Source organism: Bacillus sp. ISL-46, assembly GCF_018613205.1.
Genome location: NZ_JAGGQR010000013.1, coordinates 89,774 through 106,167, shown reverse-complemented (window position 1 = coordinate 106,167; position 16,394 = coordinate 89,774). Strand labels below are relative to the sequence as shown.

General features: G+C 38.9%; 13 protein-coding genes. 4 read left to right on the top strand and 9 right to left on the bottom strand.

The features are described from left to right. Positions 1-44: 44 nt before the first annotated feature. From J7E67_RS32060 to xylR, 6 genes are all read right to left on the bottom strand, one after another. Positions 45-710 (bottom strand): GMC oxidoreductase, encoded by a 666-nt coding sequence (locus J7E67_RS32060; RefSeq protein ID WP_308160655.1) that lies wholly within the window; start codon positions 708-710, stop codon positions 45-47. Further along, positions 679-1,734 carry a GMC family oxidoreductase N-terminal domain-containing protein gene (locus J7E67_RS32055; protein WP_308160656.1) on the bottom strand — a complete coding sequence of 352 codons (1,056 nt, stop codon included), beginning with the start codon at positions 1,732-1,734 and terminating at the stop codon, positions 679-681. The genes J7E67_RS32060 and J7E67_RS32055 overlap by 32 nt, the downstream gene beginning before the upstream one ends. After that, entirely contained in the window at positions 1,734-2,276 is a 543-nt protein-coding gene (locus J7E67_RS07525) for a hypothetical protein (protein WP_214715780.1), read from the bottom strand. The genes J7E67_RS32055 and J7E67_RS07525 overlap by 1 nt, the downstream gene beginning before the upstream one ends. Positions 2,277-3,086: 810 nt before the next feature. Beyond that, positions 3,087-3,803, bottom strand: a complete 717-nt coding sequence (locus J7E67_RS07520; protein ID WP_214715893.1) for a CAP domain-containing protein — start codon at positions 3,801-3,803, stop codon at positions 3,087-3,089. Positions 3,804-4,114: 311 nt separating this feature from the next. Then, entirely contained in the window at positions 4,115-5,086 is a 972-nt protein-coding gene (locus tag J7E67_RS07515; protein ID WP_214715781.1) for a 2-hydroxyacid dehydrogenase, read from the bottom strand. A 42-nt stretch (positions 5,087-5,128) separates the two neighbouring features. Beyond that, positions 5,129-6,286: a transcriptional repressor XylR gene (gene xylR / locus J7E67_RS07510; protein ID WP_214715782.1), complete on the bottom strand. Its 1,158-nt coding sequence runs from the start codon at positions 6,284-6,286 to the stop codon at positions 5,129-5,131. Between the two features lie 242 nt (positions 6,287-6,528). On the opposite strand from xylR, the gene xylA reads away from it, so the two are divergent. The 4 genes from xylA to J7E67_RS07490 all read left to right on the top strand — a co-directional run bounded on the left by xylA (position 6,529) and on the right by J7E67_RS07490 (position 12,265). Then, positions 6,529-7,860: a xylose isomerase gene (gene xylA, locus J7E67_RS07505; protein ID WP_214715783.1), complete on the top strand. Its 1,332-nt coding sequence runs from the start codon at positions 6,529-6,531 to the stop codon at positions 7,858-7,860. 254 nt (positions 7,861-8,114) lie between these two features. Further along, positions 8,115-9,503 (top strand): D-xylose transporter XylE, encoded by a 1,389-nt coding sequence (gene xylE / locus J7E67_RS07500; RefSeq protein ID WP_214715894.1) that lies wholly within the window; start codon positions 8,115-8,117, stop codon positions 9,501-9,503. A 182-nt stretch (positions 9,504-9,685) separates the two neighbouring features. Further along, positions 9,686-11,188 (top strand): xylulokinase, encoded by a 1,503-nt coding sequence (gene xylB / locus J7E67_RS07495; protein WP_214715784.1) that lies wholly within the window; start codon positions 9,686-9,688, stop codon positions 11,186-11,188. 12 nt (positions 11,189-11,200) lie between these two features. After that, on the top strand, positions 11,201-12,265 hold the full coding sequence (locus tag J7E67_RS07490; protein ID WP_214715786.1) for an aldose epimerase family protein: 1,065 nt from the start codon (positions 11,201-11,203) through the stop codon (positions 12,263-12,265). 243 nt (positions 12,266-12,508) lie between these two features. Here J7E67_RS07490 and J7E67_RS07485 read toward each other — a convergent pair whose 3' ends face one another. The 3 genes from J7E67_RS07485 to J7E67_RS07475 are packed head-to-tail and all read right to left on the bottom strand — an operon-like array spanning position 12,509 to position 16,381. After that, positions 12,509-13,747 (bottom strand): Ger(x)C family spore germination protein, encoded by a 1,239-nt coding sequence (locus J7E67_RS07485; RefSeq protein ID WP_214715788.1) that lies wholly within the window; start codon positions 13,745-13,747, stop codon positions 12,509-12,511. Next, positions 13,722-14,831, bottom strand: coding sequence for a GerAB/ArcD/ProY family transporter (locus tag J7E67_RS07480; RefSeq protein WP_214715790.1), 1,110 nt, complete (start codon positions 14,829-14,831; stop codon positions 13,722-13,724). The genes J7E67_RS07485 and J7E67_RS07480 overlap by 26 nt, the downstream gene beginning before the upstream one ends. A gap of 8 nt (positions 14,832-14,839) precedes the next feature. After that, a complete protein-coding gene (locus tag J7E67_RS07475) occupies positions 14,840-16,381 on the bottom strand; it encodes a spore germination protein (RefSeq protein ID WP_214715792.1) in 1,542 nt (513 codons plus the stop codon). Positions 16,382-16,394: the final 13 nt, after the last annotated feature.

Sequence of the window (16,394 nt, the reverse complement as noted above, 5' to 3'; positions counted from 1 at the left end):
CCCACCAAACTTTGATTTGTATGATGGTAGGATTTCCAATCATACTAATTAAAATACTTATTAAATAGTTTTTCTGCTGTACGGGTAGCTAATGCCTGTGTCGTAAGGGTAGGATTGACTCCGCCTAAACTATTAAAATGGACGCTGTTGTCAGCGATATATAACCGTTTCACTTGAAATGACTCGCAATTCTGATCAACGACGAAGCCGATTCGCATCGTACTTTCCAAGTGAATCATCATTCCTGCCGGCCAATTTGACCATATAATTTTTTTTGCCCCCGCTTTTCGTAACAAGTCTGCTCCTATTTTAACCAGCTCACTTCGTTTCCCGCTAGATTGTTGGGCAGGCTGATACGTCACAACAGGGACAGGTCCATTTTCATCACTAATTACCGGATCGAGAGTAATTCCATTTCGCTGATCTACTTTATCATCGGTACTTACTAAAACATTTAAGGTTCTACGGTAGGCGTCCATTGATTCTTTTAAATCATAACCGAAAAGACGCCCCTTGATATCCCAAGGATCGTCCATTCTAGGCGAGTGTAGGAAAGAGTATCCAGACTCACTCACCCCATAAAAAGAAGCTGTTAATCCCGGACTCATCCCAACCGACTGCAGTGCCCCAAGTCCGGGATAGTCGATCCTTGCTCCGCATGTATTTCCCACAAAGGGATTAATATCTGAAGTTCCCAATATAGGAATCAAATATACCGGATAACCAATCCATATAATGATTAACCAATCCTCTTCCTACCCATGGATTGTCAGGCAGTCCTGAATTTAACCAAAGTCTTGGGGTTTCAATGCATCCGGACGCCATCACAACGATTTCTGCCCTTAGATCCTCCTGCTCCCCCGTCCAGGTGTCCCTTATTTTTACTCCAACCGCATGCAGCCCTTTAGCAACGTTATTTTCTGTTAATATTTTTATAGCAAAGGCATTGGGTCTTATACAGACATTTCCTGTCTTTAAAGCAAGCGGAACATAACTGACATTAGTAGATCGTTTTGCAATTTTATCCACAGATGGGCCATGCGGACAACCGTTAATACAATGTCCCGAAAGAGTACAGCCTTCCATCCAGGATAGTTGCTCTACGGAGAGGTTTGGATTTGTGATGTTATCATTGGGAGGCAAAATGGCATTAGGCTGCGGCCTATATCCTGGAACGGTCACATCCAGTGTAGGAATCAAGTTCCACCCAGCATTTTTCGCACCATAATAAAATAAATCCTCCTTTGCCGTAGTAGCCGCAAAGTTCACCGGTAATGTCGCTTCAACCTTTTCATAATAGGGAATAAGTTCCCGATAAGATAGGGGCCAGACATTATCTATTGCGGCTGGATATGCTCGGGGGCAATTAGCCGTATAAGTCTGGGTGGTCCCTCCAACACCGGAGCATTGCCAAATAATGCCCTTCTGGTTAGCATTCCGAAACCATTGGGGGCGACTGCGATCCGCCGGGCCCCACCGATATCTTCCTGAAACTAAATCATTCATATTCATTTCATACTTGTTCAACAATTGTTTATATAGCATTATATCCAAATCAGCTGGTGTCGAACTGGATTCGGCTCCGGGCTGTGCATTTGGATGGGGCCACTTTTTGTTCCCGTACCAGGGGCCTGCTTCTAAAACCAAAACCTTTAATCCCATTTCCCCGAGCTCTTTTGCTATTACGGCTCCGCCGCCGCCTGCACCAATTACAATCACGTCCTGATTGGCCATTAGTCATCCACCTTCTTGTGTTGAATGGTTGCTAAGAATCCGCGAAAATCACGATATCCAAAAGACGGACCAGGGTAAAGAGTATGGAACCATCCATATGGAAAATATTCCACTCTTCTGGACTTAGGAGACAATAGTCGTGTTGTTCCGTAAGCTGTCCATTCCGAATAATGCCCAAACATAGGGAGTTCATTTAGGACATCCATCATATTTCGAACAAGTCCCGGATTATTTTTGTAAGGAATAGGCAAGTTTTCAAGATTAATTCCAAGCCGTTCTATCAGGGTAATAGCCCTTAACCTGTCGATCGGCGCAAGTGCTGAGAATGCACCGCCGCCAGGAAATGTATTTACATTAAGAGGATAAAGAATCTCCCCCGTCTGGATTAATTGAGCAGCACCCACGTCCAGCAATTCAGCAGTAGCTTTCGACATCGAACTACTCTCTGCAAAATTTAGTTGCGCTTTTACCGGGAGTGCAATCGAATGATCCAATATCCAAATGACATATTCATACACATGTAATTCCAGTGCCCCGGCCACTTGAAACGTTCCTAACGAATCTTTATATCTAAAATGGGGTGGAATGATAGCTTGAACTAGTGACTGGAAAGTGGATCGAATATAACGATTTATGGTTCGCTCACTTTCACTCGGTTCCGTTATTTTCCACCCCCTCTTAAAAGATTGAAGAATGATTACTAACCCTTCCTAATAATATTTATGTATTGGTTTTTCTATGTCAGGAAGTTTAACTATAGGTATGAACAACCCATCCAAATCAATACTTTCATGTGAAAATGGGGAGAACTTAACCGAGATAGCAAAAATGTACGCTGATGTTCATACCTCTATTAAAATTAATGAACGATTAACATCTAGTTCATATTTTATTAATAATTTAGCGTTATAGTACATATTAGAGGGGATAGCACGCGTGGCTATCATGGTATTTGGCGTAGGTGGAGCCGGTACCTTAGGAAGAGCACTAGTTAAACAGTAGCTCCCTTAAATATGTAAATCTTTTACTCACTTGTTTGATACATATGAAAACCCAACAGGAGTGCACCTCTTTAAGAAGGAGGTGTACTGTTTTTTATTGCCTGTTTCCATAATTAACGTTGGTATAACTCATTAAAAATGATATTTTATGTAAAATTACACTTACGTATTTGTATATTTTTGATTATTTAACGACTTTTCGCTTCAATGGGCGAATTTTTGAGTTCAATGGGCGAATTTTAGGTTTCAATGAGCGAATCCAGCTTGGGGTATCACTTGGATCGCTGCAGGTGGTGGTAACCAAAATAAATACTGCAAAAAGCTCGGGGACATATTGTCCTCAAGCTTTCATTATTTACCGATAAATTCCTGTGTCCAGTAATTACCTTGTGATACATAACCAACACCGATATAGTTGTAATTCGGGCTAAGGATATTCTTACGGTGACCTTCACTATTCATCCAAGCCTTGACTACTTCTTCAGGAGTTCGCTGTCCCATCGCAATGTTTTCACCTGCATATCGGTAGGTGATGTCGTATTTTTTCATCATATCAAACGGTGAACCGTATGTCGGGCTAGTATGGCTGAAGTAACCATTTGCAGACATATCACGGGATTTTTCATGGGCCATTTTGCTAAGTGTTACATCCACTTTAAGTGCTGGTAAACCATTTTTTGCCCGTTCTTGATTGGTTAGATCAACTACTTTTTGTTCATAAGCACTTAACGAACTTGTAGTTGGTGTTGAACTTGGTGGTGTCGCAGTTACCGGTTGTTGCTGCACAGGTTGTGGTGTCGCAGTTTGAGCAGGCTCCTGTGTTGGTACGGTTTGATTTGGTTGAGCCTGAACAGGCTGCTTTACTGTATTTTGTGAAAATGTAAATCCTAAACTAGCAAGATATTTTTCGACTACACTATTAATCTCATCCATATTTGACCCTTGGAATACATATACCTTTTCTTGCAGGGAAGGGCTAGTAGTGGCAGCATGGGCTTTATTTAATACCGGATTTGGCATCATTAACGCTGCCGCAGCTGCTACAGTTAGAATTGCTTTTTTCTTCATCATCGTTTCTTCCTCCTGTTTTGACAATTTGCCGATCTTTCGCAAATTCATCGTAACATATGGTTTTCGTCATATTTAAGGAAGGATTTTACAGGAATAAAATACAATTGGTTCTTTCGATAGCTTCAAATCTAATAATCTACTGATACTCCAAGTCTCTCGAGTCCATTATAAAAATTGAATTTTCTTCTTATCATTAACTAGATATCGGAAAAATTACCAATAATTATATAGTGAAATAGAGTTGACAACTCTTTAAACAACCACCTTTTTTAACAAATATTTCAGACAAGTATCGTATTTTACATTTATTATTTATGGCTAATCACTGGGGTAATTGCTTCATTACCAGTTAATACACTCACCATATTATCGGCAGCTAAATGAGCCATACTCATTCTTGTTTTCACACTGGCACTTCCAATGTGAGGCAGTGTAACCACATTCGGCAGGGATAATAATGGATGATCAATTGGAACTGGCTCCTGTTCGAACACATCCAGCCCAGCAGCCCAAATTCCCCCATTCTTCAATGATTGAAATAAAGCATCCTCATCGACAAGACCACCTCTAGCCGTATTGATCAAGATGGCATTTCTTTTCATTAGGGACAATTCTTCTTTTCCAATTAGGTGGTGTACCTCGGCGCTATAAGGCAGCAGAAGGCAGACAAAATCAGATTGCTGCAACAAATCCTTCATTTCCCTGTAGTGAATCCCCAGCTTTTCTTCTTTTTCCGACTTCCGTGTCCGGTTATAATAGAGAACATTCATATCAAAGCCCTTTGCCCGCTTGACGAGTGCTTCTCCAATTCTTCCTAATCCAATAATCCCTAAGGTTGCACCATAAATATCTTGTCCAGTCATCTGCATAAGGGACCATGCTCCCCATTCACCACTGCGCAGTAAATCAGATGACTCCACGACTCTACGTGCTGTCGCCATTAATAGCCCAAACGTTAAATCAGCCGTCGTTTCGGTTAACACACCAGGGGTGTTGGTTACGACGATTCCTTTCCTAGCAGCACCCAGGATATCGATATTATTATAGCCTACCGCTATGTTACTAATGACCTTTAACTGTTTGGCTTTACTTAGGACCTCTTCATCTATCTTTTCTGTTAGAAGACAGATAAGCCCATCCACATCTTCTATTTCTTTCAGTAAAACATCCCTTGGAACAGGGACATGTTCCTCGTGCCACATTCTCACCTGAAAATGATTTGAAAGTTTATCGATCATATCATCGGGGAGCTTTCTTGTAATATATACTGTTCTTTTCAAATCGTCCTCCACCTTTCCACCTGGCGAAATAGCCATACAATTTTACGATGTAAACTTTTCTAAGAAATGTTCAATAGCAATCGAGGATGTCCCTAATGCGGGAGCATTTTTTCCTAAGGAAGACAATAATAACTCATGACTGTTATTAAGTTTGTCATTACTTCTTGATAAAATAGAATTTCGAATCGAATTCAAAACCATAGGCAGAGCTTCAACAATGTCGTTTCGGATAATGACCGCTTGCGGATTAAATGTATTTAAGATACTTGTTAATCCAATCCCAAGGTAGAAGCCGAAATTTTGTAATGCCATTAATATATCCGGATCATTTTGGTTTGCTAGATTAATTAGTTCCTGATAGGAAGTGATGGTATCGTTATTCTGAAAAGTATGTAGTAATGCTTTTTCAGAGGCGTATAATTCCCAGCACCCTCGGTTTCCACAACTGCATTTAAGACCATTAAAATCGATAGTTAGATGGCCCATTTCTCCGGCAAACCCATTAACCCCTCGATATAAATCATTATTAATAACAATTCCGATCCCGATTCCAGTACCCACGCTAACGTAGATTATGTTTTCATAATTTTTAGCTGCCCCAAATACTTTTTCTCCATATGCACCTGCATTGGCTTCATTTTCAATAAAAACTGGTACCTGAAATTCCTGCTCAATGAGCGATTTTAAGTCAAGTTCATAATTCCATTGGATATTTGGAGTGAAAATAACCTTTTGCTCGGTATTGACAAGGCCTGGTACACATAAACCAATGCCGATTAACCCGTAAGGAGAATCTGGGATTTGATTAGTAAGGTCTTTAATCATCGAAAATAAAACATCCTTGTTCGTATCAAGCGAAGGTTTCTCTAGATGGTGATATTGATCTAGGACAATATTTCCTTTTAGGTCCGTTAAAATACCATTTATAGAATCAACACCTATATCGATTCCGATTGAATATCCGGCATTTTTATTAAAAACTAACATGACAGGCTTTCTCCCGCCGCTTGATTGCCCTTGTCCAATTTCAAAAATAAGGTTCTTTTCAATTAACGTATTTACTTGGGAAGAAACAGTGGATTTATTTAATCCGGTTATTTCAGATAATCTTGCCCTTGAAATCGGCGAGTTGGAAACGATTTCATTTAACAGTACCTTTTGATTCATTTTCTTCACTAACATTTGATCTGCAATAATCACAAGCTTACACCCCGTTTGTATAATGTATAAATTAAGTCTCGTTGATAATCGGTCGTTTTATTCCATTATAAATCAACAATTTACGAAAATATACAAAAAATCTTAAAAAAACTATTGATTAAAGCGCTTTAATTTTATAAGATGTAATCATGTTAGTTTATCCAAACAACAAACTAACATGAATATACATCTAATGAAGCTACATAGTTTTGAATTTCATTTTATTTCAGGAGGGAAAAAACATGACTCAAACACAGACGAATACTTATTTTGGAAGCGTAAACAAGGTGGCATATGAAGGAAAGGATTCTAAAAATCCATTAGCATTCAGGTATTACAACCCTGAGGAAGTCATTGACGGAAAAAAAATGAAAGACATTTTACGTTTTTCAGTGGCTTACTGGCATACCTTTACTGCAGATGGATCCGATCCATTTGGCGCCGCTACAATGGAAAGACCTTGGAACCACTTCACTGGAATGGATTTGGCTAAAGCTAGAGTAGAAGCTTCCTTTGAACTTTTTGAAAAGCTTGGTGTCCCATTTTTTGCTTTCCATGATCGTGATGTTGCGCCTGAAGGCAGAACATTAAGCGAAACAAATAAAAATTTAGATATCATTGTCGAAATGATTAAAGATTACATGAAAACAAGTAACACAAAACTATTATGGAACACAGCTAATATGTTTACAAATCCTCGCTTCGTCCATGGTGCAGCTACTTCTTGCAATGCTGATGTATTTGCCTATGCAGCAGCACAAGTGAAAAAAGGTTTAGAAACAGCCAAACTGCTTGACGCAGAAAACTATGTATTCTGGGGCGGCCGTGAAGGTTATGAAACATTATTAAATACCGACTTAAAACTTGAACTGGATAACTTAGCAAGATTTATGCATATGGCCGTTGATTATGCGAAGGAAATCGGCTATACAGGTCAATTCCTAATTGAGCCAAAACCAAAAGAGCCTACCACCCACCAATATGATACTGATGCAGCGACTACGATTGCCTTCTTAAGACAATACGGGTTAGAAGATTACTTTAAATTAAACCTGGAAGCAAACCATGCTACACTTGCTGGACATACATTCGAACATGAATTGCGTGTGGCAAGAACAAGCGGCCTTCTTGGTTCCGTTGATGCAAACCAAGGAAATCCTTTACTTGGCTGGGATACCGATGAATTCCCAACCGATTTATATTCTACAACCCTGGCAATGTATGAAATTCTACAAAACGGTGGTCTTGGCCGCGGCGGCTTAAACTTTGATGCCAAGGTAAGAAGAACTTCCTTTGAAGCAGAGGATCTAGTACATGCGCATGTAGCTGGAATGGATGCCTTTGCACGAGGTTTGAAAGTAGCTCATAAATTAATCGAGGATCGCGTTTTTGAAAATGTAATTGCGGACCGTTACAGCAGCTATACGAATGGAATTGGCCTCGATATTGTTCAAGGCAGAGCTAACTTCCACACACTTGAGACATATGCGCTAAACAATGACACGATTAAAAATGTATCTGGTAAAACCGAGCGCTTGAAAGCTTTGTTAAACCAATACCTATTAGAAGTCTAAAATGTGTAGTCCCTAATGCTTGTTAATAGACCCTTCAACTAAAGAAATCCCAAAGTGGTTGCGGGTCTATTTTTTGAGAAATATTTTAACAGAAGCAATTCCCTAGTTTTCCATTCCATAATAAAAGGAGGATAAAGACGGATTTTAGGATATGACTTTTTATCATTCTTCAGCAACTTGATAGCGCTTTTATGAACAATATACATAAAGAATGGTAGAATCTTAATTACCTAAAAATGTCTTTAAACATAACGATGGAGCAAAAAAAGAACTCGCTTTATCTTTTTGGAATTACGCTGGTTGCTGCCATTGGCGGCTTGCTTTTCGGATATGATACAGCCGTTATTTCTGGTGCGGAGGAATCATTACAAATCTATCTAATCGATAGCCTGCATTTAGGAGCATTCATTCATGGGGCGACCATTTCAAGTGCACTGATTGGTTGTATTATTGGCGGTTTCATTTCAGGTGTTTTTGCCTCGAGGTTTGGGCGGAAGAATTCTCTCATTATTGCTTCGATCTTCTTCCTTGTATCCTCCCTAGGGGCTGCCTATCCTGAGTTTCTATTTTTCGAAAAAGGAGAACCAACGATCGGTTTGTTAATCGCCTTTAACCTTTATCGGATTTTAGGGGGGATTGGTGTTGGTTTGGCTTCAGCCGTTTGCCCGATGTATATTGGCGAAGTGGCTCCTGCGAATGTGCGCGGCCGTTTAGTATCCTTTAACCAGTTTATGATTATTCTGGGGATGCTCGTTGCTTATTTCGTTAACTTTTCGATTTCAAGCGGAGAAAGTCAAGCATGGGTAAATGATATTGGCTGGAGATACATGTTCGCATCGTGTGGTGTACCAGCATTATTGTTTGGGTTATTCTTACTGATGGTACCTGAAACACCTCGTTATTTATCTTTGAAAAATCAAGATGATAAAGCACTTGCAATTCTTGCAAAAATTAATGGTTCTACCGCGGCAAAATCAATTTTGCAACAGATCAAACAAACGGTAGATGCTTCTTCTGAAAAACTATTTACTTACGGAAAAGCTGTTATCGTGATTGGAATCTTGCTTTCTGTGTTTCAACAGTTTGTAGGAATTAATGTTGCCCTGTATTACGCACCACGGATTTTTGAAAGCATGGGAGCAGGAAAAGATGCTTCGATGTTACAGACAACAGTTATGGGCTTAATCAACGTTGTTTTTACCCTTGTAGCGATTATGACTGTTGATAAATGGGGCCGTAAACCATTATTAATCATAGGTTCTGTTGGAATGGCGATCGGGATGTTTGGTGTTTCTAGTTTGGCCTATTTCGATGTCATCGGAGTGAGTACTTTAATTTTCATTATCGTTTATACTGCTTCCTTTATGATGTCTTGGGGTCCAATTTGCTGGGTATTGATTTCTGAAATCTTTCCGAATAATATACGTGGGCGCGCTGTTGCGATTGCGGTCGCGGCGCAATGGGCAGCGAACTATCTTATTTCCTCTACGTATCCAATGATGATGGAATATAGTGGCGCTGTAACCTATGGTTTTTACGGATTAATGAGTGTTCTTTCTGCCATTTTTGTTTGGAAGTTTGTACCTGAAACCAAAGGCAAGACATTGGAGGAAATGGAAGGAACTTGGAAAAAAACCGCATGATAACTGTCTCCAATAAGGGCTTTTGGAGACAGTTTTAATGTAAAGTCTGGTGTTTTGTCTCCAATGGAGGCTGTTAAAGACAGTTTTGGTTAAATTCCGGTAATTTTGTCCTCAAGAGGATTTTTTCAATCATCAAAGTAAGTTTACTAATATACAACTCTATAAAAAGTGAGGAGATCAATATGAAATATGTAATTGGGGTAGATTTAGGGACAAGCTCTGTGAAAGTTCTTCTCGTTGACCAAGAAGGCACCGTCAATTATTCGGTTTCAAAAGACTATCCGTTAATCCAGCAGCAGCCAGGATATAGTGAACAAAATCCCGAAGATTGGGTAGAACAAACAATTGCAGCATTACAGCAGTTAGTAACTGAATCAAACATAAAGCCCGACGATATTGAGGGTCTTAGTTTTTCCGGACAAATGCATGGGTTAGTCTTACTGGACGAAAAGCATCAAGTAATCAGAAACGCCATTTTATGGAACGACACTAGAACCACCCCGCAATGCAAGAAAATTGATCAGCAATTAGGCGGTAAACTGCTTGAAGTTACAAAAAACCCTGCTCTAGAAGGCTTTACCTTACCAAAGATTCTTTGGGTAAAAGAGAATGAATCCGAAAACCTAGAAAAAACAAACGTATTTTTACTTCCAAAAGATTACCTCCGCTATCGTTTAACAGGAAAAATACATATGGATTACTCAGATGCTGCAGGTACGCTGATGTTAGACGTTGTCAACAAATCATGGAGTGCCGATATTCTTCGCACATTTGAAATCTCTGCTGCCATATGTCCTCCATTAGTGGAAACTGAAGACTTCGTCGGAACGATCTTGCCAGAGATTGCGGAGCTCACTGGTTTATCTTCATCGACTAAGGTGTTCGCAGGTGGAGCAGACAATGCTTGTGGTGCGATTGGAGCAGGTATTTTATCCGAAGGAACGGCCCTTTGCAGTATCGGAACATCAGGTGTGTTCCTTTCATATGAGAACGATAAAAACAAAAATTACGGCGGTAAAGTTCATCTTTTCAATCATGGACAAAAAGACTCCTACTATACCATGGGTGTCACGCTTGCAGCTGGCTATAGTTTGACATGGTTTAAGGAAACCTTTGCCAAGGATCAATCCTTTGACAGTCTATTAGATGAAGCTGCCGGTTCGACCATCGGTGCAAATGGTCTAGTCTTTACTCCTTTCTTAGTAGGTGAACGCACACCCTATGCGGATGCAAAAATAAGAGGAACATTTACTGGAATTGACGGCTCCCACAACAAAGGTGACTTTACTCGAGCGGTCATTGAAGGGATTGTTTTCTCGATTAATGAGAGTGTCGAAATCTTCCGCAATTATGGTAAAACCATTGATACTGTTATTTCTATAGGCGGCGGTGCGAAGAGTGAATTATGGCTGCAAATACAAGCTGATATCTTTAACGCAAGAGTCGTGAAGCTACAAAACGAACAAGGCCCAGGTATGGGGGCAGCGATGATTGCGGCAGCTGGATTGAATTGGTTCACCTCTCTTCAAGAATGTGCAGAGGTCTTCATTAAAGCCGATAAGGTATATGAACCAAAACCAGAAAACGTTCAGCGCTATAAGGAATTCTATCAAGTGTACAAAGATATATATCCGCATACTGTTGCGATTAATCATCAATTATTTGTTCTTCGAAAAGGGAATTAAAGAGGGATTATGATGAAGCTAACTGAAACTGTTTTTGGTACATTGCATGGAAGAAAGGTAAAATCTTATACCATTACAAATGCGAATAGAATGGAATTAACCTGTATTGACTATGGATGTATTATTACGGAAATTAATGTTCCAGATAGTCAAGGGAATTTAGAGAATGTTGTGTTAGGTTTTGACACTTTGCAAGAGTATATCGATCACTCCCCTTATTTCGGTTGTGTGATTGGCAGGAATGCCGGCCGGATGAAAAATGCGTCCTTCGAAATAGATGGAGAGTGCTATAACTTGTCCAAAAATGATGGAGAAAACAATCTTCATGGCGGACCGAATGGTTTTCATAACGTTATTTGGGATTCTAGAATTGAAAACAAAGAAAATGAAATCAATATTATTTTTTCCTATACAAGCCCAGATATGGATGAAGGCTTTCCTGGCAATCTACACGTTACCGTCACTTATACCTTCAATGAAGATAATGAGTTATTGATTACCTATCAGGCTGTTTCTGATAAAAAAACAATCGTCAATTTAACCAATCATTCTTATTTTAATTTAAGCGGTAATTTAAAAAGAACTATTCTTGATCATGAGTTAAAGTTAAAAAGCGATGCATTCTTAGAACTAAATGCCTCTCTTCTTCCATCTGGCAAGGTTATCCCTGTGGATGGGACAGTATTTGATTTTAGAGAAGGTCAAAAGGTAGCTCAAGGAATTGAATCTCACCATCCGCAAACGGATATAGTTGGTGGCGGGTTTGACCACCCCTTCCTCCTTAGTGCTCAGAATCATAAGCAAATCAGTTTATATGATCGGGAAAGCGGACGGAAACTAGAAATTGAGACAGATGAGCCCGCTGTTGTCTTTTATACTGGCAATATGTTAGGGAATGATTTTTCGATCAGAGGAAAACAAGCGGAAAAGCATTTAGGCTTATGTCTTGAAACACAGAAACCACCTGGTGACCACAATTTCCCTTCCTTAATAGTAGAAAAAGATCAAGTTTACACATCCAAGACAAAATACATTTTTCATTGTATAGGAAATTATAAAATTATTAATGGTGAATAACTTGAAATAGTTCCCTGAATCCAGCTCCAGCTCCAACCGCCAATTAAAATGCGGACAGTGCCTGACACTGTTCACATTTTATAATATCGAGAAGAATGGCAGGATGATCATACAAATGGTGAGGAAAAAAACAGCCACTGCACTCATCTTTTGTTTTCCCTTCCATAAGGAGACTGCAAACCCAATAGTGTATATAGTAATACTAAAAAGACTAACGTAAATAAATAGGCCCATCCTTATTCCCTACCTTTTCGTTGGTTTTGCTTGTTTCCCATAATCAATAATTTCAATACTCGGGTGCACCCTTATGTCCGCATTTAGGTACGATTTTCGCCAATTGAATTTTTTAAATTCCTGAATGGTTCCAAAATACCTTCGAGAATACATGGATAAGGTATATGGTGCACCTTTTAATTTAGTTTGGGATTTTTTAAATAACCTTTCATTTACTTTTTTGAAATGATTAGCTATTTGTTTTTTGATTATTTGCTGATTTTTTTTCTCTGCATAGTTGGTCATTGATGGGTTTGACATAATTTCAATCTTTAATGGTATCGTTATATCAATCTTTAGCCTAGCACCCTTCACGTTCATTTTTACTTTATTACTTTTTATTTTTAAGACTCTAGCTGCGAATTGCTTATGATTATTCAAAAAAGGATCTGGTATATCCATCAATATATCTTTGATGTCCGTTGTATCATCAAGAATATTAACTGTGCGTGTTTCTTGACCGTTTAATTTCCCTATCATCACTCCATTCCTGAAGACTGCGGACCCAATAAATTGTGTATCATCAAGTTCCCCTGATGCATCCACTTGTCCTGCCATGTATTCATCTTCACTTTTTATTTTAGGATTCTTTGCCCTTTCGGCTGTTGTGTACATCCCCAAAAAGTGGTCAGTCTCTCTTTCCAATGTGGTAAAAAAGCGGAATAGAGTAGAATCTGGAATGAAACCATTTTCAATCCCGTGATCGACCATGAATTGAAAGTACTTATGTGGCCTTGTTTCCATTTTTGGACGATTATTTACAAAATACTCACTTGCCTTTTCTTTCGATACTGCTAAATAACTACTCAAGCGAATCTCTTTATCTTTTACGACGTCGTAAAAGATTGTAATAAAATTTTTGTCTTTTGCAAATTCCTCGGAAACCACAATAATCTTTAATAGTTCATAACTAATATTACGGGAGATGATGGCATTGCCTGTCGCTTTTGCCGCAATGAAATCATTGGCATCAAACGAGACAATTTCTCGCGGCTTTTCTGTTGAACCGCCGCCCCCTTGCATAGTCCCTACTTCGGGATTGGCAAGTAACATGGTGACTTTGATTTTTCCGTCTTGTTTGGAGTGATCTAATCCTAGTCCGATCACATAGGCTTTATCTTCAAGTTCCTGACGATCCCAACAGCCTGTTAATGTGCTAACAATGACTAGAAGCAATAATAATTTACATACTGTTCCTGTTTTTTGCATGTTTAAATTCTCCTTTTACCAATGCGACCAACCATAAAATGATTGGAATGGTGATAAACGCAGGTCCAGAAGCATATGAAATAATCGGTTTAATACCAAGACTGACATCAATAGGTGATTCCGGAATGGATCCAACCAATAAATAAAGCGTCGCAAGTGATGGAATCAGGAATTCAAAGTCTTTAATTTTAAATAGATGACCAAACATAAGGGCATTGATGTACAAAAATGCTGTGAAACGAATAAATGCCGCCAGTAACCATATGACGAAAAAGATGATTTCGATATTCGGAATAAAAGTTCCCAGTGAAATAAAACGAATGGCTGTGTGGAATGGATAACCAATTCCTTGTAAGGCTGTATCAAACAAACAGATGTAAACCATAATAGCGACACTCAATTGGAAGCTGACATAAACTAAGGCAATCCATGTTCCTTTTCGAAATTCTTTGCTTGATTTGATGTAAGGTATAATCATGGCAAACAGAAAAAGTTCAGAAAAAAGGGATAGATTAAGTGTGCCTTGCTTCAGAATTTCTAGTTTTCCAGGACCCCAAATAGGGAAAAGGGGTTGCATACTGCTTTCTTGAGTACTTAAAAATAAGGCAAGATACAAGGAAATGACTGCATAAAAAATGATAAGATAGGCAACCGAACCGATATGCTGAATTCCTTTTTTCGCCCCATAGGTACAAACGGCCATTAACAGGGCATAGATAATTACATTAGGTGTTGTTGGAAAATAAAACGTCTTAATGATATTTGTATATGTTCTTGAATCGAACGAAATCGCAAATGAGTTGATGACAAATATCAGAAGGCAAACAAAAAACCCAATATATCGTCCGAGTAATTTTTGAATAACCGAAAACAGATTTTTGTCTTGAAACAATGACATAGTCTTTATTAATAAAAAGAGCGGGATAAAAGCGATTCCAGCTGTTATGATTGGGATCATCCATGCTGCGTTTTGGACCTGATTATACAGTTTAGCAGGTGTGTCTTCACTTGCTTTCGAACCCACCATTAAAATAGCGATGGACACATATTCACGAATACCAAGTTTTCCAGGTTGCTGCTTCATATGATTTTTTATCCCTTTCTTTGTTTGACCATATCCTTTGGTTTTACATACCCTGGGCGAAACCTTTCTTTAAAGGGAACATGACGGATAAGTAAGTCCTTTGACGAGGAGGAATGTGGCGTCATGGGTGCAAAGTAAGGAGTGCCAAATGAGTTTAATGAAACTAAATAAAAGAGTCCAAGGATAAATAAAGAAGCGGCTCCATAAATACCGAGAAAGCCAGCTGCAAAGATAAACAAAAAGCGAGTGATCCGGATAGCAAAATTCATGCTCACATCACTGATAATAAAAGAGCTTAAGCCACTTAAGGCAATAACTATGATTACAATTGGACTAATAATATTGGCTTGAACAGCGGCTTGGCCTAAAATTAATGCACCTACAATCCCAATCGTTGGGCCAATTGGGGATGGCACCCGTAATCCGGCTTCTCGAATAAGTTCAAAAGCAATTTCCATCATTAAGATTTCAATAATAGATGGAAAAGGGACTCGTTCCCTAGTTCCAGCAATGGCCATTAATAAATCAGGCGGGATCATCCCTACATGATAATTTGTAATCGCAATATAAATAGGAGAGGCAAAAACGGCGACAAATAACGCTTGAAATCGCAAAATCCTGATAAAGTTACCATATGGTGTACGTAGGTAATGATCTTCAGGTGAATGGAACAATGCCCAAAAGGTACAAGGCAGTACAAGACAGCTTGGTGAATTTGACATTAACAAAATAACGTGACCTTCTTCAATGAATGAAGCTGCCCGGTCAGGTCGTTCCGTATATAATATCGTTGGAAATAAGGACCTCGGTCGTTCCTCTATGTATTGCTCTAAAATACTTAAATCGAGAATCCTATCGGTATCGAGCGAAGATAACTTATCTTTTATGGTTTGAAGTAGTTCATCATTTGCCAGGTCCTTTTGATAGACAAGAAATACATCGTTTCTTGATCGCTTTGTAATTATCTTAGTTTCCACGATAAGATTTTCATTTTTAATCTTTTTACGGATTAAGGCAATATTGTCAACTACCTTTTCGTTAAAAGCTTCTTTTGCTCCTTTTACAATCACTTCATTATCTGATTTTTCAATGGAACGTCCTCGAGTTTTCGTGGTTTCAAATAGGTAGCATTGAGAATCGCCTTCCACAAAGAGTGCTGTGATTCCACCACAAATGAATTCAGTAATTTCTTCAATATTGGTGGACGTCTTTGCCATTGGGTATGAAACAATATCTGGAATCTTTACTGAAGGTTGCTCGTTTCCCAATAATTTTTCCAATATGCTTTCTTTAATATGCTCTAAGTCGACCATTGTACTGATGAAAATGATAAAGGCACGGCGATTTAGGGCACGGATGGTAAACTCGCGAACTTTGATATCCGTATTTTTAGGAAAGCTGAAAATGGACTTAAATGTCGCTAAATTTTGATCAAAATGGCTGCTGATATCTTGTTTTTTTAAATCAATCTCCTGTGAATTGGACTTTTCCTGAAATTGTGGTTCCGTATTAAATGTCTTGAATAGTGACTTTAAGACCTTTTTTCTCATTATAAAACCACCC

Coding starts and splice junctions, on each gene's coding strand:
- J7E67_RS07475 (WP_214715792.1), bottom strand. CDS start 16,381: ATGAGAAAAAAGGTCTTAAAGTCACTATTCAAGACATTTAATACGGAA.
- J7E67_RS07485 (WP_214715788.1), bottom strand. CDS start 13,747: ATGCAAAAAACAGGAACAGTATGTAAATTATTATTGCTTCTAGTCATT.
- xylA (WP_214715783.1), top strand. CDS start 6,529: ATGACTCAAACACAGACGAATACTTATTTTGGAAGCGTAAACAAGGTG.
- xylE (WP_214715894.1), top strand. CDS start 8,115: ATGGAGCAAAAAAAGAACTCGCTTTATCTTTTTGGAATTACGCTGGTT.
- J7E67_RS07520 (WP_214715893.1), bottom strand. CDS start 3,803: ATGAAGAAAAAAGCAATTCTAACTGTAGCAGCTGCGGCAGCGTTAATG.
- J7E67_RS07490 (WP_214715786.1), top strand. CDS start 11,201: ATGAAGCTAACTGAAACTGTTTTTGGTACATTGCATGGAAGAAAGGTA.
- J7E67_RS07480 (WP_214715790.1), bottom strand. CDS start 14,831: ATGAAGCAGCAACCTGGAAAACTTGGTATTCGTGAATATGTGTCCATC.
- J7E67_RS32055 (WP_308160656.1), bottom strand. CDS start 1,734: ATGGCCAATCAGGACGTGATTGTAATTGGTGCAGGCGGCGGCGGAGCC.
- xylB (WP_214715784.1), top strand. CDS start 9,686: ATGAAATATGTAATTGGGGTAGATTTAGGGACAAGCTCTGTGAAAGTT.